Here is a 16,097-nt window from a genome sequence, read left to right as displayed (position 1 = left end):
AATTTTACTTTATTATATATAATCCTAAAATATAGTGTCAATAAGACATACTCTACTTAGAAACAGGAAAAATTATCTCCCCTTTACCAGAGAAGAAATAATCCCTTCTAGCAATCTTTAATACGTACTCTTCATCATTTAACTTTTGAACTTCGTCTTTTAGACTTTTTTCTTTATTCGTTAATGAATCCAGTTCTTTTTTCATGTCCTTAACTTTTGCTTCTTTTGCTTTAATGGAACTGTTTTGTTGATAAAACGTTACACTAATACTCGCAATAATTGTAAAAGTAAAGACAAGAAAAACCGCTAAACGGCGATAAAGTCGCTTCCTGTTCTCATCCGTTTGTATTATATGCTCTTTAACAGGATTTGGACTCTGTTTTTCGATTGTTCTTTGTCTCAGTTCCCTCATTTCCGAGGTCCCCCTAACTTCTTTTTTATATGCTCCCATAGTTGGAAGATATGTCCCTTCAATTTTGCTATATATTGCAGGAACCCTATATGTTTCACTATAAAAAGTTTAACACGATTAGGGAGAAGTTTCCATATGAGCGAAGCAATAAATCGAACAGGCCAGAAAAAAACTTTCCATATGAAAAGTAATATCCAAATCACCATTTTCCATAACACATGTCCAATTGAAAGCAGTATACGAAATAAGAATAATATAAATGCAATAAATAGCTGCGCTATAATAATAACAGGTTTTATCATGAGTAGCTGTATAATTCGAACAAAAAAATATGTTGTTTGCATAAAAATATAGATGAGAAAATTTAACAGCTTCATGTATAGTGCCTTCAGTAAGCTTTGATATGCCGCAAAACCACATAATAATGCCAAAAACACATATATACGTAGCTCAGCTTCATTTACGAGAAGCAATACATAAAAGACGGATAATGCTTGGACAATCCAAAATAATATATCATGTATAAATACAAGCCAACGTTTACGTTCTTGGCGCTTTAAAAAACGTTGATATGTATCTAAAGACGCTCCAATCCAAGCACCCATTCCAATCATTGAAAGCATTGTATACAACTGAATTGTTAAGCTCATTTAAACAACTTACTAAAGAAACCTTTAGTTTTTTCCCCTTGATTTTCATCAATATACAGCATCTCATTAACTTTCCCTTTAATCGACACAATACCTTTTTCCACATCTAAATTTTTCATTTGTAAATTTTGACCACGAATTGTTAAAAAACCCATTACGGTCTCTAGTAAAAACTCTTCGCTATCAAAACTCTCTACCTGCTTCACACCGGTAATATCAATTATACGCCTGCCACGCATAATAATGTCATGCTCTACAGAAACATTTTGTTGATTAGAAGACGTAGGTGAGTAACCATTATTCACGTAAATCCCCCCATAGGTTTTTACTAGCTAATAGTAATGTATGAGGGGATAAATGATTTTAGAACAAGCCTTCTTCCGCTTTTACTTTTTCTTCACGAACTAAGCTATACATATTTGCTGCATCTTCTTTTTTAGTTGTTTCTTTTAATTCATTTATTTTCACAGTCACTATTTTTTGACCAAAACGAATTGTTAATTCGTCAGCTACTTTCACATCAGAACTTGCTTTTGCCACTTGACCATTAATAGATATTCTTCCTTGATCAGCTACTTCTTTCGCTAATGTTCTTCTTTTAATTAAACGTGATACTTTTAAAAACTTATCTAGACGCATATCAAATCCCCCTATTAGCGCTCTGTCTGTTTCGCTTCTTCCCATAAAACATCTAACTGTTCTAATGATAAATCTTTCATCTCTTTATTCATTTCAGCTACTTTTGCCTCCATGTATAAAAAACGACCAGTAAATTTCTCATTAGTTGAACGTAACGCCTCTTCTGGATCTATTTTGTAATGACGAGCTATATTAACAAATGCAAATAGTAAATCACCAAACTCACCCAGCATCTTTTTCTCATCCATATTTGTAACCTCTTGTTGGAACTCTTGCCATTCTTCCAAAGCTTTCTCTATCATCGGTTGCACATCAACCCAATCAAATCCAACCTTACCAGCTTTCTTCTGAATTTCATAGGCGCGTAGTAACTGCGGCAAACTTTTGGGAACGCCATTTAAAACAGATTCTTTCACGAATCCTTTTTCTTGTTTTTTAATTTCTTCCCAATTTGCAATCACTTCATCAGCGCTGTTTACATCCGTATTTCCAAACACATGCGGATGGCGACGAACCATTTTCTCAGATAGAGTTCGAATGATATCATCTATAGAGAACCAACCTTCATCTTCTCCGATTTGAGCATGAAGCATAACTTGTAATAATATATCACCTAATTCTTCTACTAAGTGATCATCATCCTCTTCATCGATTGCTTCCAACACTTCATAAGCTTCCTCAATTAAATATTTCTTTAATGATTGATGTGTTTGCTTTTTATCCCACGGACAACCATTTGGACCACGAAGTTCCGCAATAATTTCTCTAAGAACATCAAACTGTTGATACAAGGACGCACGCTCCTGAACTGGCGGCACGTACACACTCGTTAAATTATTCAATTCCGTTTCATGATCTAACATGTACAACGGTACCTTCTTTACTTGTTCAAATGAAGTTCCTGCAGCTGTTACGATATACACTTCATAATCATCTGGTAACATCTCCATTAATGTTAATTTTACATCAGATGCAACGAATGCATCATATACTTGGCAAAAGATTAAATGTTGACGCAGTTCTAATTGCCCTCTTTCAAATGATGTAGCATCAAGTAATTGGAATCCTTCAATCGGATCAATCTTTAGACTTGCAAACATAGGATCAAGGAAACTTTGTCCCCCCTCAATTCGCACTTCAACATTTGAAACTTCTCCTTTTTCCAACAGTAGCTGAACTGTTCTTTCTGCTACAAGTGGATGCCCGGGAACAGCATAGATAATTTCTGTACCTTCAGCTTGTTCTAGCAATTTATTCGCAATTGTTTCATATACAATTTCAAACGTATCATGTGCTTCATATACAGCATCAAAAGACGTATATTGTACGCCTTCTTTCTCCAATTCTTCTATAACTGGATGTTCTTTCGTTCTAACAAACAGATGGTCTGCTTCTTTTATTTTTCGATATACACCCATCGTTAGCTGATCTAATTCACCAGCTCCTAAACCTAAAATAGTAATGATTCCACTCACAACCAGTCACCTCTATCCACTCTTCTTCAATGAACCTTCTTTTTTCTCTTGTTTCATAACGGTTCCTAATTCTTTTTTTGTAAATACACGTAATTTCAAAATAAAAAACATATATGTCAATCCGCCAATGGCTACACCTAACAACGCTTCAAGTGTCGCGCTTCCTCTATGTTCCGTATCAATTACTAATCCAGACATCTGTAACACACGTGTGAACATCATTAATACAAATCCCATACAGATACCACTAATTACTATCCCTAACATATTTCGCTTATTGATAAGTGACCCTGATACAGCTCTCGTAAGCAACAAAGTATTTAGTCCAGAGATTATAATTAACGCACATAAAGTCGCAAAGGCTGCACCTTTCACACCAAAATAAGGCATGAATATATAATTTAACGCTAACTTTAAGCAACCTCCAAATACAACAAATAATGCTGGCTTAAACGTTTGCCCCAATCCTTGTAAAATAGAAGCTGTCGTAATTGACAATGAACTAAATAAAATAGATAACGATAAAATAGATAAAACATCTGATCCATCACTGTTTTCAAACAACATAATATTCGTAGGTTGAATAATACAAGTTAGTCCAATAGCTGCTGCAAGTCCAATAACACATGTTATTTTCACTGCTAACTTTACCTTTTCTTGAATAAAGGAAAGATCTCCTCTTTCCTTCGCCGCTGTAATAATCGGAATAAGTGACAACGAGAAAGAAGTCGTCACAACAGTACCTAATTGCATTAGCGGAATACTTCTATCATAAACACCCTTTAATACCTTTGCATTTTCAGCCTGTTCTCCCGCACCAATAAGTAAGCTGTAAAAGGACACTGAATCAGCCATCTGTATAAAAATAAGCACTAAATTACTAACACAAATCGCTAACCCCTGCCAAAAAAGGATTTTAACTATTTTCCTTTTACCCTTAATTCTCGCTGCACTTTTGAAGAATATAGAACGAAAATCTTGACGCATATACAATATAAGTACAATAATCCCAATAAGACCTCCCGCAATTGAGCCTAACATAGCCCCTGCACCAACTGTATATAAATCAAATCCGTGAGCAATTAGGAATAGCGATAAAAATACAATAATAGAAACTCGAATTGTTTGTTCTATTACTTGCGAAACAGCCGTTGGCATCATATTATTAAATCCTTGAAAATACCCTCTTGCTACAGACAAAAATGGCATCAATAAGAATGAAAATGAAATAACACGTAGTAACTTATCTAAGTGTATATCGCCCATAGCTACCGCAATTGTTTCGGCCCCAAAAAACAATGTAAAGAAGCCTATAAAACCAATTCCTAATAAGAACCAAAAAGATACACAAATAATTTCTTCTGCTTCTTTTTGTTTTCCCCGCTCTAATCGTTCTGCAACCATTTTCGAAATGATAACAGGAAATCCATAAGTAGCTAAAATTAAACAAAATCCATAAAACGGGTAAATTTGTTGGTAAATATAAAACCCAATATCCCCCGCTATATTTTGATATGGAATACGGTAAAAAGCGCTTAATACTTTTGTAACGAAACTTGCAATCGTTAATATAATAGCCCCACGCCAAAAGGCTTGATACTTCTTCGCTTCCATACAAGAAAACTCCTTTTTCTATTCTCACCTCTCGTATTATATCATAAAGAAAAGAACAAACTCCCTTCCCAACACGGGTAATAATGAGTTCCTACACGTTAAAAATATTCAACGAAAAAAGGTAGCAAAGTGCTACCTTCATTCAATATACATATATCTCCAAATAATTGATTTCTCAAAAAGAAAGATCATAATTAGGAAAGATTGCTACTTCTAAAATCAATATACCCTTACTGTTCCATTTGTTTCGCTAAGAAACTGGCAGCAGTATTAACCGCTTTATGCTCGATCTCGCTTATAATAGCTTCTTTTGAAAAAATAATGACGGCTCCAATCGGATCTCCGTTTGCAACAATTGGTCCAACTGTATAAGAATGAACCTTTTCTGTTACACCATCAATAATGGAAATATCACTTTCATCCGTCATAATAACAGACTTTCGTTCTTCCATCGTTTTTTCAATTAAATCGCCAACACTTTTATTTAAGTATTCTTTTTTCGATACGCCTGATACTGCGATGATAGAATCTCGATCACACACAAGCACATTATGTCCTAAGCTGTCATATAAAGCATCAGCATATTCTTTTGCAAAATCACCTAGCTCACTAATTGGAGAATACTTCTTTAAAATTACCTCTCCATCGCGATCAACAAATATTTCTAGTGGGTCTCCTTCTCGAATACGTAAAGTTCTACGAATTTCCTTCGGGATTACGACCCTGCCTAAATCATCAATTCGACGTACGATTCCAGTTGCTTTCATTCTAATGCTGCCTCACTTTCTACTGATGATCAAAGTGGTGAATTTACCTGTTCATGTAAAAATCACCAACTGTTAGATATAGTATTTTACACATTAGTTCTTCTATGCACGTCGAATTGTATTTTTTTATCTTATTTTAGGCATTTATTACTTCTTTTTTTACATCTGGTAAGCCTTTTAATAAATTTTCAGCAATCGTTAACCACTTCGATGTCTCTAAGCCATTTGTTTTCATAACAATTTTCAATTGTGATCCTTCCATTCCTAAACCAATCATACGTCCAAAACTATTTCCGAGCATGAATAATTTTCCACCATCAATATTTTGACTTGCTTGTTCAGAAAACAGGAATGTTACTTCAAATTTATTCTGCTTAATTAATTCAATTTGTTCTTTCATTGCCAACACTTTAATATTTGCAATTTGTAATAAATAACCAACTTCTTGTGGATAATCGCCAAATCTATCGATCATTTCTTCCTGCAATTCTTCAATATCCTCAATTGCAGAAACACCTCTAAATTGTTTATACATCATAATTTTTTGCTTACTATCTGAAATATAAGCATCTGGTAAGTATGCATCTACCTCTAAGTCAATTTCAACATTAACTATATTTTCAGTCCCATCTGTTCCTCTACGCTGTTCAATTGCATCTTTTAACATTTGAGAATATAGATCAAATCCGACAGAATCAATAAATCCATGCTGTTCTGCCCCTAACAAATTACCTGCTCCACGAATAGATAAATCTCTCATCGCAATTTTGAAACCAGATCCAAGTTCCGTGAACTCTTTAATTGCTTGTAGACGCTTCTCTGCAACCTCTGACAGCACTTTGTCACGTTTATATGCAAAGTATGCATATGCAACACGATTAGAACGTCCAACACGCCCACGAAGCTGATACAACTGTGATAATCCCATACGATCTGCATCAAATACAATTAACGTATTTACATTCGGAATATCTACACCCGTCTCAATAATTGTTGTACTTACAAGAACATCATGCTGTCCTTCTAAAAATGATAGCATAACAGACTCTAATTCGCTTTCGTTCATTTTCCCATGTGCGTACGTTACGCGGGCATCTGGAACTAACATCGAAATTTCATCTGCTTTTCTTTCAATATCCTCTACACGGTTATATAGGAAGTAAACTTGACCACCTCTTGCAAGCTCTCGCTCTATCGCCTCTCGCATTAACGCTGGATTATACTCGACTACATACGTTTGGACTGGGAAACGATTTTCTGGTGGTGTCTCAATAACAGATAAGTCGCGCACACCAAGCATAGACATATGAAGCGTCCGCGGAATCGGAGTTGCCGTTAATGTTAATACGTCAACATTCGCCTTCAATTGTTTAATTTTTTCTTTATGTGTCACACCAAATCTTTGTTCTTCATCAATAATAAGAAGCCCTAAATCTTTATAAGTAACATCTTTAGATAAAATACGATGTGTTCCGATTACAATATCTACTGTTCCATCCTTTAAGCCCTTAATTGTTTCATTTTGTTGTTTCCTCGTACGGAATCTACTTAATAAGCCTATATTGATTGGATAATCTTGAAAACGCTCTCGAATTGTTTCATAGTGTTGCTGCGCAAGAATCGTTGTCGGTACTAAAATTGCAACTTGTTTTTCATCCATAATCGCTTTAAATGCCGCACGAATAGCCACTTCAGTCTTCCCATACCCTACATCACCACAAAGGAGCCTATCCATCGGGCGTCCGCGTTCCATATCTTTTTTAATCTCGTCAATAGAACGTAACTGATCCTCTGTCTCTTGGTATGGGAAAGATGATTCGAACTCTTGTTGTTCTGCCGTATCTGGCGTATATGCATAGCCTTTTGAAGCTTCGCGCTCAGCATATAGTTTAATTAGGTCATCCGCAATGTCTTGTACAGATTTTTCAACTTTCGTTTTAACCTTTTTCCAATCATTCCCACCTAATTTGTAAACTTTCGGATCCTTACCTTCAGATCCTACATATTTTTGAACTTGATCAATTTGTTCAATTGGAACGTATAGCTTATCATTACCTTGATATTTAATATTTAAATAATCTTTATGAACACCATTAATCTCTAATGTCTCAATACCTAAAAATTTACCTATACCATGATTTACATGAACTACATAATCTCCAACTTTTAATTCCGAATAACTTTTAATACGTTCAGCATTCGATAGCTTTTGTTTACGTTGTGATTTTTTAACTTTCTTATGAAAAAGCTCCTTTTCAGTAATGACAACAAGCTTTTGCATCGGCATTTCAAATCCTGCATGTAAATCACCTACAGCAATTTGTAACCTTCCAGGCAATAAAATATCTGTACCTTCTACAATATCTGCCTCAATATCATAATCACTTAAAATATGTTGTAATTTTTTCACACGTTCATCATCTGTTCCGAGTACAACAGTCGTAAAATGCCCTTCATTCCATCTATCAATTTCTGTTTTTAACAAATTCATCTGTCCATGGAAATCTTGCATTGTTTTACATGTTACATTAACAATATTTTGCGGATGTGTGTGTGCGATATGACGCAAGAATAACGTTAAATATAAAAAACTTCTTTTTTTATGATGAAGAAACCCCTCGAATGGGTGAGAGAAAGATAAATCTTGAATAATTGTTCCTTCACCAAGAAGTGATATATACCATTCCGCCTCTTCTGTTTCAAGATGTGATGCTGTTTCTTGAATACGGGAAATCTCATCTAAAATTACAACACCATCTTCTGGTAAATAATCTATCAGACTAGCAGGTTCTTTATAGAAAATAGATAAGTATTTAAACATCTGTTCTATACTTTGCCCGTTTTTCAACATCTCAATTTCATGACTTACCGTCTCAAGCACTTTAGTCTTTAGTTTATCATCAGAAAGTTTTTGCATCGTCTTAGTCAAGCCTTCTTCAAGATGCTGAATTCCTGATTTTAATTCTTCCTGTGAAAATAAAAACTCTGTTGCCGGACCAAACCTAACGTTTTCTTTTTTACCTTGAGAACGCTGTTCATCCACATCAAATAATCGAATAGAATCGACTTCTGTATCAAAGAATTCAATACGAAATGGTAGTTCTTCAGTTAAAGGATAAATATCTAATATTCCCCCACGCAAACTGAACTCCCCTGGAGCTTCTACCATCGACTTACGTTCATAGCCAATATGATGTAAAGTATGCAAGAGCGCATCTAAATCAATCTCTTGCCCTAGATTGATTTCAACTTGCTTTTGCTTCCACAATTCTTTTATTGGTAAAAATCTACGCAATCCTGCCACTGGCGCTACAATGATTCCATTCTCTCCCGCAGCCAAGCGATTTAACACTTCTATACGTTGCGCTTTCAATTCTGGACTTGCAACTCCAATTTCCGATGCTATCAGTTCATTCACTGGATATAACCACACATCTTTTTCACCAAGTAACGCCACTAAATCTTCATGTACTTTTTGTGCTTGGTATAAGTTATGTGTCACGATTAATTGTGATTTTTTTGTTTTTTTATATAAAGCCGCCATTAATAATGAACGAGAAGACGTTGCCATCCCTGATATAAGTTGTTCTTTTAACCCATCTTCTAACCCATTAATAACCGATTGTATCTCTTCATTTTTATAAAATTGCTCTAATAAACCTATCATTTTTAAAACTCCTCTCAACATAAAGAGCAAGTCATTCTATTTTATGCAAATATTTTGGAAAAGGAAAACAGAAAAATGCTTTGGACATGCCAAAGCGACAACATTTTATTGCAGAAATTTTTCATACTCATAATACTCAGGATAAGATGCGAGCGTTTCTTGACACGATTCACAAATCGTTTTTATATATATATTTCCATTCTCATGAAAATGAATCATTTCTACTACTTCTTGCTCCGTTAGTTGAAATAAAACGTCGCTATATACTTTTTCTGCGTTAATGGAGCCTACATTACCTCCGCAGTGTCTGCAATAATAATACCCTTCCATACTAGCCTCCTAAAAATTCAATTACTACTAGTATGGGTAAAACAAAAGAGAAATATTCCCAATCTCATTTTTAACTATTGAAAGTATTCATGATTTGAAGAAAAGGCTTATTTAGCCACTCTTCACATGCATCCGCTGCTTTTTCAATAGAATGGTTAACATCCGGAATCTCTTCAGATGTAAAGCGTCCTAATACATAATCGACTACCTTCATTCCATTTTTCGGGCGATCAATTCCCATACGGATACGTTGAAATTCTTGTGTTCCTAAGTGCGAAATCGTTGACTTTACACCATTATGTCCACCAGCACTACCTTTCATGCGAAGACGCAATTTACCTACAGGAATGTCTAAATCGTCGTACATAACAACGAAGTCCTCAACATCAATTTTATAATAATCCATAAGTGGACGAATACTTTCCCCAGATAAATTCATGTATGTTAGCGGCTTTAATAAGATTACCTTTTCTCCATTAACAAACCCTGCACCAAATACACCTTTAAATTTTTGTTCATTCAAAGAAATGTTCCAACGCTTCGCAAGTTCATCAATGGCCATAAATCCAATATTATGCCTTGTTAATTCATATTCTCTACCTGGGTTCCCAAGTCCTACTATCAATTTCATTCTTGTACCACTACTTTCTTTTTTCGATACGAAAAGACGTAACCAATTTTGGTTACGTCTCATTCTATCCAATTAATTGAATAATACACTCACAGATTCTTCTTCGTATACACGAATGATTGCTTCTCCGATTAATGGAGCAACTGAAAGTTCATGTACTTTGTCGATTTTCTTCTCTTCTGGTAATACGATAGAGTTCGTTACAACTAACTCTTTAATGTTTGAATTTTGAATACGCTCAATTGCTGGACCAGATAATACTGGGTGTGTACAGCAAGCATATACTTCAGAAGCACCGTTCTCAACAAGAGCGTTTGCTGCTAATGTAATTGTACCAGCTGTATCAATGATGTCATCAATTAAAATCGCTGTTTTGCCTTCAATATTACCGATAATGTTCATTACCTCTGAAACGTTCGGGCGAGGACGACGCTTATCAATAATAGCGATTGGCGCTTTTAGACGATCTGCCATTTTTCTCGCACGAGTTACACCACCATGATCAGGAGACACGATTACGATATCTTTAAGACCTTTTGTTTCAAAGTAATCAGAAAGAATCGGTACACCCATTAAGTGGTCGATTGGGATATCAAAGAACCCTTGAATTTGTGGAGCATGTAAATCTAGAGTGATTACACGAGTTGCACCTGCTGTTTCAAGCAAGTTTGCTACAAGTTTCGATGTAATTGGTTCACGAGAACGCGCTTTACGGTCTTGACGCGCATAACCATAGTAAGGAATAACAATATTAATTGTTTTCGCAGATGCACGTTTTAATGCATCGATCATAATAAGTAATTCCATGATATGTTCGTTTACTGGGAAGCTTGTAGATTGAATAATGAATACATCGCAACCACGGATACTTTCTTCAATGTTAATTTGAACTTCTCCATCACTAAAACGATCAACAGAACATTTTCCTAGTCCTACTCCAATATGCTTTGCAATCTGCTCAGCAAGTTCCTTATTAGAGTTTAAAGAGAATACTTTCAAATTAGAATTTAGATATTGAGTCGACATCTAGATTAACCCTCCACATTATTATGATTTTTTCTTATTCAGCAATTGATCAACATAGTCTTCTTTGTTAACTTGACGTGCACGTGCTACCGATAATGCTTTTGATGGAACATTCTCTGTAATTGTAGAGCCTGCCGCCACATAAGCACCATCTTCAACTGTTACTGGAGCAACAAGGTTTGAATTACATCCAATAAATACCCCATTACCAATCACAGTTTTGAATTTATTCTTACCGTCATAGTTCACCGTAATTGAACCACAACCAAGATTCACGTCTTCTCCAACTTGTGCATCCCCGATATAACTCAAGTGTGAAGCTTTACTTCTATTACCAAAGACAGTTTTTTTGATTTCCACGAAGTTTCCAACGCGTACTTCGTCTCCAATAACTGAATCTGGGCGAATATGTGCAAATGGACCAACCGATACTTCTGTACCAAGCTTACTATCATGTACAGTAGATTGTCGAATTGTCGTACGATCTCCAATTTCACTATCGCGAATTACTGTATGCGGTCCAATTTCACAATCAGAACCAATTACAGTGTTCCCCTCAATAATTGTTCCTGGATGAAGAACTGTATCGCTACCGATAATTGCATCAGCAGAAATATAAGTGTTACTTGGATCAATAATTGTAACACCATTTACCATGTTCTTTCGGTTGATACGGTTTTTCATAATAATTTCCGCTTGCGATAGAGCGACTCTGTCGTTAACACCTAACGTTTCATCGAACTGCTCTGTTTGATAAGCTGATACGATATGACCTTCATTTTTTAAAATCTCAATAACATCTGGAAGGTAATATTCACCTTGCACGTTATCATTTGAAACTTTAGAAAGTGAAGCAAATAAAGCCTTATTATCAAAACAATACGTACCTGTATTGATTTCTTTAATAGCTAATTCTTTCTCATTTGCATCTTTATGCTCAACAATCTTTTCAACATGACCATGACCATTCTCATTACGAACAATACGGCCATATCCAGCAGGCTCTTCTATGTATGCTGTTAGCACCGTCGCCATTGCTCCTGCTTCTTTATGTTGCTGAAGTAATGCTTCCATTGTTTCAGCAGTTATTAGAGGCGTATCACCACAAATAACTAAAGTTGTTCCTTCTTCATTTGCAAGTACACTTGCAGCTTGATCTACAGCATGTGCTGTACCAAGTTGTTCTGCTTGTAATGCAAATTCACTTACGTTCCCTAGCTGTTCTTGTACCATTTCAGCACCATGTCCAACAACCGTTACAAGTTTCTGCAATCCTAATTGAGATACTTGATCGACTACGTGTTGTACCATAGGTTTTCCACATACAGGATGCAGCACTTTGTATAGCTTAGACTTCATACGTGTGCCTTTACCTGCAGCTAGAATCACTGCAAATCTGTTTGACATATAGACCCTCCATCGCAACCTATTTATCCATTAAAGATATTATCCTAAATCATCATATATTTCAAGAAACACATTTTAACTATTAAATTTTACCATAATTCTTATAAGATGTTTTACTCTTTAGTATCTTTTTTAAGAAATAAGCTATACTATTTAAAATGATTTTGAAAAAATTAGTAGTTTCTTCTTTTTATGTTAATAAATTATACAGTTTCCAAATATAAAGCCAAAAAAACAAACCCCTGTAAATGCTTACAGGAGTTTGCTACAAAATTATAAGGCTTTTTGTCAAAAGCCCTTTTCATTCGAATTTTACGAAGCACCTGCTTCTTCAAACTCAACCTCTTCTAACTCGCCTAAACGATGATACTCTGTTAAAACCGCATCTTGAATTTTAGAGCGTGTACCAGAATTAATTGGATGTGCAATGTCACGGAACTCTCCATCTGGAGTACGTTTACTTGGCATTGCTACAAATAATCCATTATTACCATCAATTACACGAATATCATGAACAACAAATTCATGGTCTAGAGTAATAGAGGCAATTGCTCTCATGCGGCCTTCTGTGTTTACGCGGCGTAATCTTACGTCAGTCACTTCCATCTTGTGTTCACCACCCTTTTCTAAATAAGCGATATATTTGTATAAATTCCACAAATTTTCTATTTTCCCTTTAATTTTTTAAAAATTTTTAAGATAAAAATTTTTAAAGTAGTTGAATATAGAGATTAGTGGAGGTTATCGCTTACAAAAGGTTACTTAACTAGGGCGATTACTTCAATTTCAACGGAAACATCTTTCGGTAATTTTGCTACTTGCACACAAGATCGAGCTGGTTTATGAGTAGAGAAATAAGAGCTATACACTTCATTCACAGCATTAAAATCATCCATGTCCTTTAAAAATACTGTTGTTTTTACGACTGTATCAAATGAAGCACCTGCTTCCTCTAATACCGCTTGTAAATTTTGAAATACTTGTTCTGTTTGTACTGTTACATCTCCTGTTACAAGCTCCCCATTTGCCATCAATGGAATTTGTCCTGAGCTATAGAACATGTTATTTACAATAATCCCCTGTGAATAAGGTCCAATTGCTTGTGGTGCCTTGCTTGTTTGAACAACTTTCATACTTTTCACCCTTTTATTATTTATTTTACTCTTTAAAAATAGTGTACGAAAGGCAGTTTGTCCATCTATTTTATAATCTATAAATAAAATAAAAAAGATAGAGCTATCTGCTCTATCTTTTATTCCGCCTCTACAAGCCCTTCATCAAATGGTGCAAGAGAATAATTCCCTTTTTCCACTTGAATCGTTTTTTCTTTCACATCAACTTCCGATAGACGAATTAATGATACAAAATTATTAATTAGTCGTTCTTCAATATCTGTGGATTCTACTAATACACCAATACCAACAACATTAGCCTTGAATTCTTCTAGCATACTCATCATACCTTGAATTGTTCCGCCAGCTTTCATGAAGTCATCAATAATTAAAACATTCGACCCTTCTGGAAGACTGCGTTTTGCTAACGTCATTGTTTGAATTCGTTTAGAAGAACCCGACACATAGTTAATACTAACAGTCGGACCTTCTGTTACCTTATTATCTTTCCTTGCAATTACAACTGGTACATCTAAGTAATTTGCCACTGCATAAGCAAGTGGAATCCCCTTCGTTGCCACCGTCATAACTGCATCAATTGGTTGCCTAGCAAAAACAGAAGCAAACAAACGACCTGCGCCATTAATATGGCGAGGATTACTCAATAAATCTGTCATGTATAAGTAACCGCCAGGCAAAATACGATCTGGGTTTTCAAATAAGCCACAAAGCTCATCAATAATTAGATCTGCCTCTTCTTCACTTATATACGGTATATATTTCACTCCTCCTGCTGCTCCTGGTATCGTTTGCAATGTGCCGACCCCTTGTTGTTCAAACGTTTGCTTAATAATAACTAAATCTTCACTAATGGAAGACTTAGCCGATTGATACCTTTCAGCAAAAAAAGTGAGAGATACTAGCTGACGAGGGTTTTGTAGCAAGTAATAAGTCATATCGACTAATCTTGTACTTCTTCTAATTTTCATACTCTCACCTCAAATCACGAATATTCTAAACAAATCATAACGTATTATACGTCTTTATTCAAGCGTTTCTCGCTCTCCTAATAAACGTACCGCATAGACTTGTTCACAAAATCCTTTTAATCCGTTATAAATGCGATGCATTCGTGAATCATGGTGTACAAGTCCAAATACAGTTGGACCACTTCCACTCATTAATACAGCATCCGCTCCAAATCGCTTCATCTGTGATTTAATACGGGCAACTTCAGGATGCATTCCAAATGTTACATCTTCTAAAACGTTACCAACAGTATCACAAATTCCTTTATAATCACCAGAATTTATGACATCAACCATTTTATCTACATTTGGATGTGTAACTCGATTTAACTTTAAATTTCCATACACATCAGCAGTAGATACACCTATATGTGGTTTCGCTAAAATAACCCAACAAGAAGGCGGAGTCTTTATATGCTCAATTTTCTCTCCTCTTCCAGTGGCAATTGCTGTGCCTCCGTATACACAGAACGATACATCTGATCCAATTTCTGCACCAAGCTCTGCTAACTCATCAATTGTAAGCCCTAAATTCCATAATTTATTAAGACCACGTAATGTCGCTGCTGCATCACTACTTCCACCTGCTAATCCAGCTGCTACTGGAATCGTTTTTTCAATAGTAATAGATACACCTTTTTTTACATTAAACTTCTCTTTTAATAATTTCGCTGCCTGATAAGCTAAATTTCGTTGGTCGTCTGGGACATACCGATTATGGGATAAAATTTCAATACGGTCTTCTGCTAATTCCGTTAGTTCTAGACGATCTGCTAAATCAATGGTTGTCATAATCATTTTCACTTCATGATATCCGTCTTGTCTTTTTCCCAGTACATCTAACGACAGATTAATCTTTGCTGGTGCTTTCACTAGTAGCTTCAATCTATTCACCCACTCTATGTACTCAATCTTTTATCGTTTATTTTACCATAAATTTATAGTAAGACGATGACACTTCCCTAATTATAACGAAAAGCATTCAGAATGAAACTACTTATGTAAAATGATGGCACCTTTTAGAGTACAAAAAGCCGAGGAATGTCTCCTCGGCTACCGTAGCACAGAAAGTATCTTACAACTACTGGTTTCGTTTCATTAATTGCTGTTCTGCAATTTCTATAGCACGTTTCACCATGTTACCAGCATCTTTCGCACGAATTCCGCCCCATCCTTCTTTCTGAACAACATCATAAAAGCCAAGCTCTTTTGCTAGCTCTTCTTTAAATTGGTTTGACATGACACCTCTTCGTCTACTCAATGCAGAGTCCCTCCTTATTTTGCTACGGTATAGTTAGTATGCAAAATAATATAGCTTTTCATTTATGGGAATATATGT

General features: G+C 35.4%; 17 protein-coding genes. All 17 read right to left on the bottom strand.

The window, feature by feature from the left end; genetic code table 11:
• Positions 1-52 precede the first annotated feature (52 nt).
• Positions 53-412 carry a cell division protein DivIC gene (gene divIC / locus N2V80_RS00335; RefSeq protein ID WP_001208739.1) on the bottom strand — a complete coding sequence of 120 codons (360 nt, stop codon included), beginning with the start codon at positions 410-412 and terminating at the stop codon, positions 53-55.
• Positions 409-1,062, bottom strand: a complete 654-nt coding sequence (gene yabQ / locus N2V80_RS00330; protein WP_000059777.1) for a spore cortex biosynthesis protein YabQ — start codon at positions 1,060-1,062, stop codon at positions 409-411. The genes divIC and yabQ overlap by 4 nt, the downstream gene beginning before the upstream one ends.
• The gene (gene yabP / locus N2V80_RS00325) at positions 1,059-1,367 is read right to left on the bottom strand and encodes a sporulation protein YabP (RefSeq protein ID WP_001059104.1); all 309 of its coding nucleotides are present in this window, start codon (positions 1,365-1,367) and stop codon (positions 1,059-1,061) included. The genes yabQ and yabP overlap by 4 nt, the downstream gene beginning before the upstream one ends.
• 58 nt (positions 1,368-1,425) lie before the next feature.
• On the bottom strand, positions 1,426-1,701 hold the full coding sequence (locus N2V80_RS00320) for an RNA-binding S4 domain-containing protein (protein ID WP_001234876.1): 276 nt from the start codon (positions 1,699-1,701) through the stop codon (positions 1,426-1,428).
• A 14-nt stretch (positions 1,702-1,715) separates the two neighbouring features.
• Positions 1,716-3,176: a nucleoside triphosphate pyrophosphohydrolase gene (gene mazG / locus N2V80_RS00315; RefSeq protein ID WP_000014241.1), complete on the bottom strand. Its 1,461-nt coding sequence runs from the start codon at positions 3,174-3,176 to the stop codon at positions 1,716-1,718.
• A gap of 12 nt (positions 3,177-3,188) precedes the next feature.
• A complete protein-coding gene (locus N2V80_RS00310; RefSeq protein WP_000387590.1) occupies positions 3,189-4,790 on the bottom strand; it encodes a putative polysaccharide biosynthesis protein in 1,602 nt (533 codons plus the stop codon).
• Positions 4,791-5,020: 230 nt separating this feature from the next.
• A complete protein-coding gene (gene spoVT, locus N2V80_RS00305; protein ID WP_000648302.1) occupies positions 5,021-5,557 on the bottom strand; it encodes a stage V sporulation protein T in 537 nt (178 codons plus the stop codon).
• A 136-nt stretch (positions 5,558-5,693) separates the two neighbouring features.
• Complete coding sequence (gene mfd, locus N2V80_RS00300; protein ID WP_061655188.1) at positions 5,694-9,224, bottom strand: transcription-repair coupling factor; 3,531 nt, start codon at positions 9,222-9,224, stop codon at positions 5,694-5,696.
• A 105-nt stretch (positions 9,225-9,329) separates the two neighbouring features.
• Positions 9,330-9,554 carry an anti-sigma-F factor Fin family protein gene (locus N2V80_RS00295; protein ID WP_000399438.1) on the bottom strand — a complete coding sequence of 75 codons (225 nt, stop codon included), beginning with the start codon at positions 9,552-9,554 and terminating at the stop codon, positions 9,330-9,332.
• 70 nt (positions 9,555-9,624) lie between these two features.
• The gene (gene pth / locus N2V80_RS00290) at positions 9,625-10,185 is read right to left on the bottom strand and encodes an aminoacyl-tRNA hydrolase (RefSeq protein WP_000767702.1); all 561 of its coding nucleotides are present in this window, start codon (positions 10,183-10,185) and stop codon (positions 9,625-9,627) included.
• Positions 10,186-10,257: 72 nt separating this feature from the next.
• Positions 10,258-11,211: a ribose-phosphate diphosphokinase gene (locus N2V80_RS00285; protein ID WP_000107420.1), complete on the bottom strand. Its 954-nt coding sequence runs from the start codon at positions 11,209-11,211 to the stop codon at positions 10,258-10,260.
• A 21-nt stretch (positions 11,212-11,232) separates the two neighbouring features.
• The gene (gene glmU / locus N2V80_RS00280; RefSeq protein ID WP_061655187.1) at positions 11,233-12,618 is read right to left on the bottom strand and encodes a bifunctional UDP-N-acetylglucosamine diphosphorylase/glucosamine-1-phosphate N-acetyltransferase GlmU; all 1,386 of its coding nucleotides are present in this window, start codon (positions 12,616-12,618) and stop codon (positions 11,233-11,235) included.
• Between the two features lie 312 nt (positions 12,619-12,930).
• Positions 12,931-13,224 carry a septation regulator SpoVG gene (gene spoVG, locus N2V80_RS00275; RefSeq protein WP_000454041.1) on the bottom strand — a complete coding sequence of 98 codons (294 nt, stop codon included), beginning with the start codon at positions 13,222-13,224 and terminating at the stop codon, positions 12,931-12,933.
• Between the two features lie 152 nt (positions 13,225-13,376).
• Positions 13,377-13,751, bottom strand: coding sequence for a RidA family protein (locus N2V80_RS00270; RefSeq protein WP_000869811.1), 375 nt, complete (start codon positions 13,749-13,751; stop codon positions 13,377-13,379).
• A 119-nt stretch (positions 13,752-13,870) separates the two neighbouring features.
• The gene (gene purR, locus N2V80_RS00265) at positions 13,871-14,719 is read right to left on the bottom strand and encodes a pur operon repressor (RefSeq protein ID WP_000702466.1); all 849 of its coding nucleotides are present in this window, start codon (positions 14,717-14,719) and stop codon (positions 13,871-13,873) included.
• A 54-nt stretch (positions 14,720-14,773) separates the two neighbouring features.
• On the bottom strand, positions 14,774-15,643 hold the full coding sequence (ispE, locus tag N2V80_RS00260; protein WP_000772104.1) for a 4-(cytidine 5'-diphospho)-2-C-methyl-D-erythritol kinase: 870 nt from the start codon (positions 15,641-15,643) through the stop codon (positions 14,774-14,776).
• A gap of 196 nt (positions 15,644-15,839) precedes the next feature.
• Entirely contained in the window at positions 15,840-16,019 is a 180-nt protein-coding gene (gene sspF, locus N2V80_RS00255; protein WP_002094215.1) for an acid-soluble spore protein SspF, read from the bottom strand.
• Positions 16,020-16,097: the final 78 nt, after the last annotated feature.

Source organism: Bacillus sp. FSL W8-0640, from assembly GCF_038007725.1.
Lineage (GTDB): Bacteria > Bacillota > Bacilli > Bacillales > Bacillaceae_G > Bacillus_A > Bacillus_A cereus.
Note: the sequence above shows the minus strand (reverse complement) of the source record. Positions and strands in the feature narration are given on the sequence as shown.

Bases quoted from the DNA above. Each gene is read 5' to 3' on its own strand.
- divIC (WP_001208739.1), bottom strand. From the start codon at position 412: ATGAGGGAACTGAGACAAAGAACAATCGAAAAACAGAGTCCAAATCCT.
- yabQ (WP_000059777.1), bottom strand. From the start codon at position 1,062: ATGAGCTTAACAATTCAGTTGTATACAATGCTTTCAATGATTGGAATG.
- N2V80_RS00320 (WP_001234876.1), bottom strand. From the start codon at position 1,701: ATGCGTCTAGATAAGTTTTTAAAAGTATCACGTTTAATTAAAAGAAGA.
- N2V80_RS00310 (WP_000387590.1), bottom strand. From the start codon at position 4,790: ATGGAAGCGAAGAAGTATCAAGCCTTTTGGCGTGGGGCTATTATATTA.
- spoVT (WP_000648302.1), bottom strand. From the start codon at position 5,557: ATGAAAGCAACTGGAATCGTACGTCGAATTGATGATTTAGGCAGGGTC.
- mfd (WP_061655188.1), bottom strand. From the start codon at position 9,224: ATGATAGGTTTATTAGAGCAATTTTATAAAAATGAAGAGATACAATCG.
- N2V80_RS00295 (WP_000399438.1), bottom strand. From the start codon at position 9,554: ATGGAAGGGTATTATTATTGCAGACACTGCGGAGGTAATGTAGGCTCC.
- pth (WP_000767702.1), bottom strand. From the start codon at position 10,185: ATGAAATTGATAGTAGGACTTGGGAACCCAGGTAGAGAATATGAATTA.
- N2V80_RS00285 (WP_000107420.1), bottom strand. From the start codon at position 11,211: ATGTCGACTCAATATCTAAATTCTAATTTGAAAGTATTCTCTTTAAAC.
- glmU (WP_061655187.1), bottom strand. From the start codon at position 12,618: ATGTCAAACAGATTTGCAGTGATTCTAGCTGCAGGTAAAGGCACACGT.
- spoVG (WP_000454041.1), bottom strand. From the start codon at position 13,224: ATGGAAGTGACTGACGTAAGATTACGCCGCGTAAACACAGAAGGCCGC.
- N2V80_RS00270 (WP_000869811.1), bottom strand. From the start codon at position 13,751: ATGAAAGTTGTTCAAACAAGCAAGGCACCACAAGCAATTGGACCTTAT.
- purR (WP_000702466.1), bottom strand. From the start codon at position 14,719: ATGAAAATTAGAAGAAGTACAAGATTAGTCGATATGACTTATTACTTG.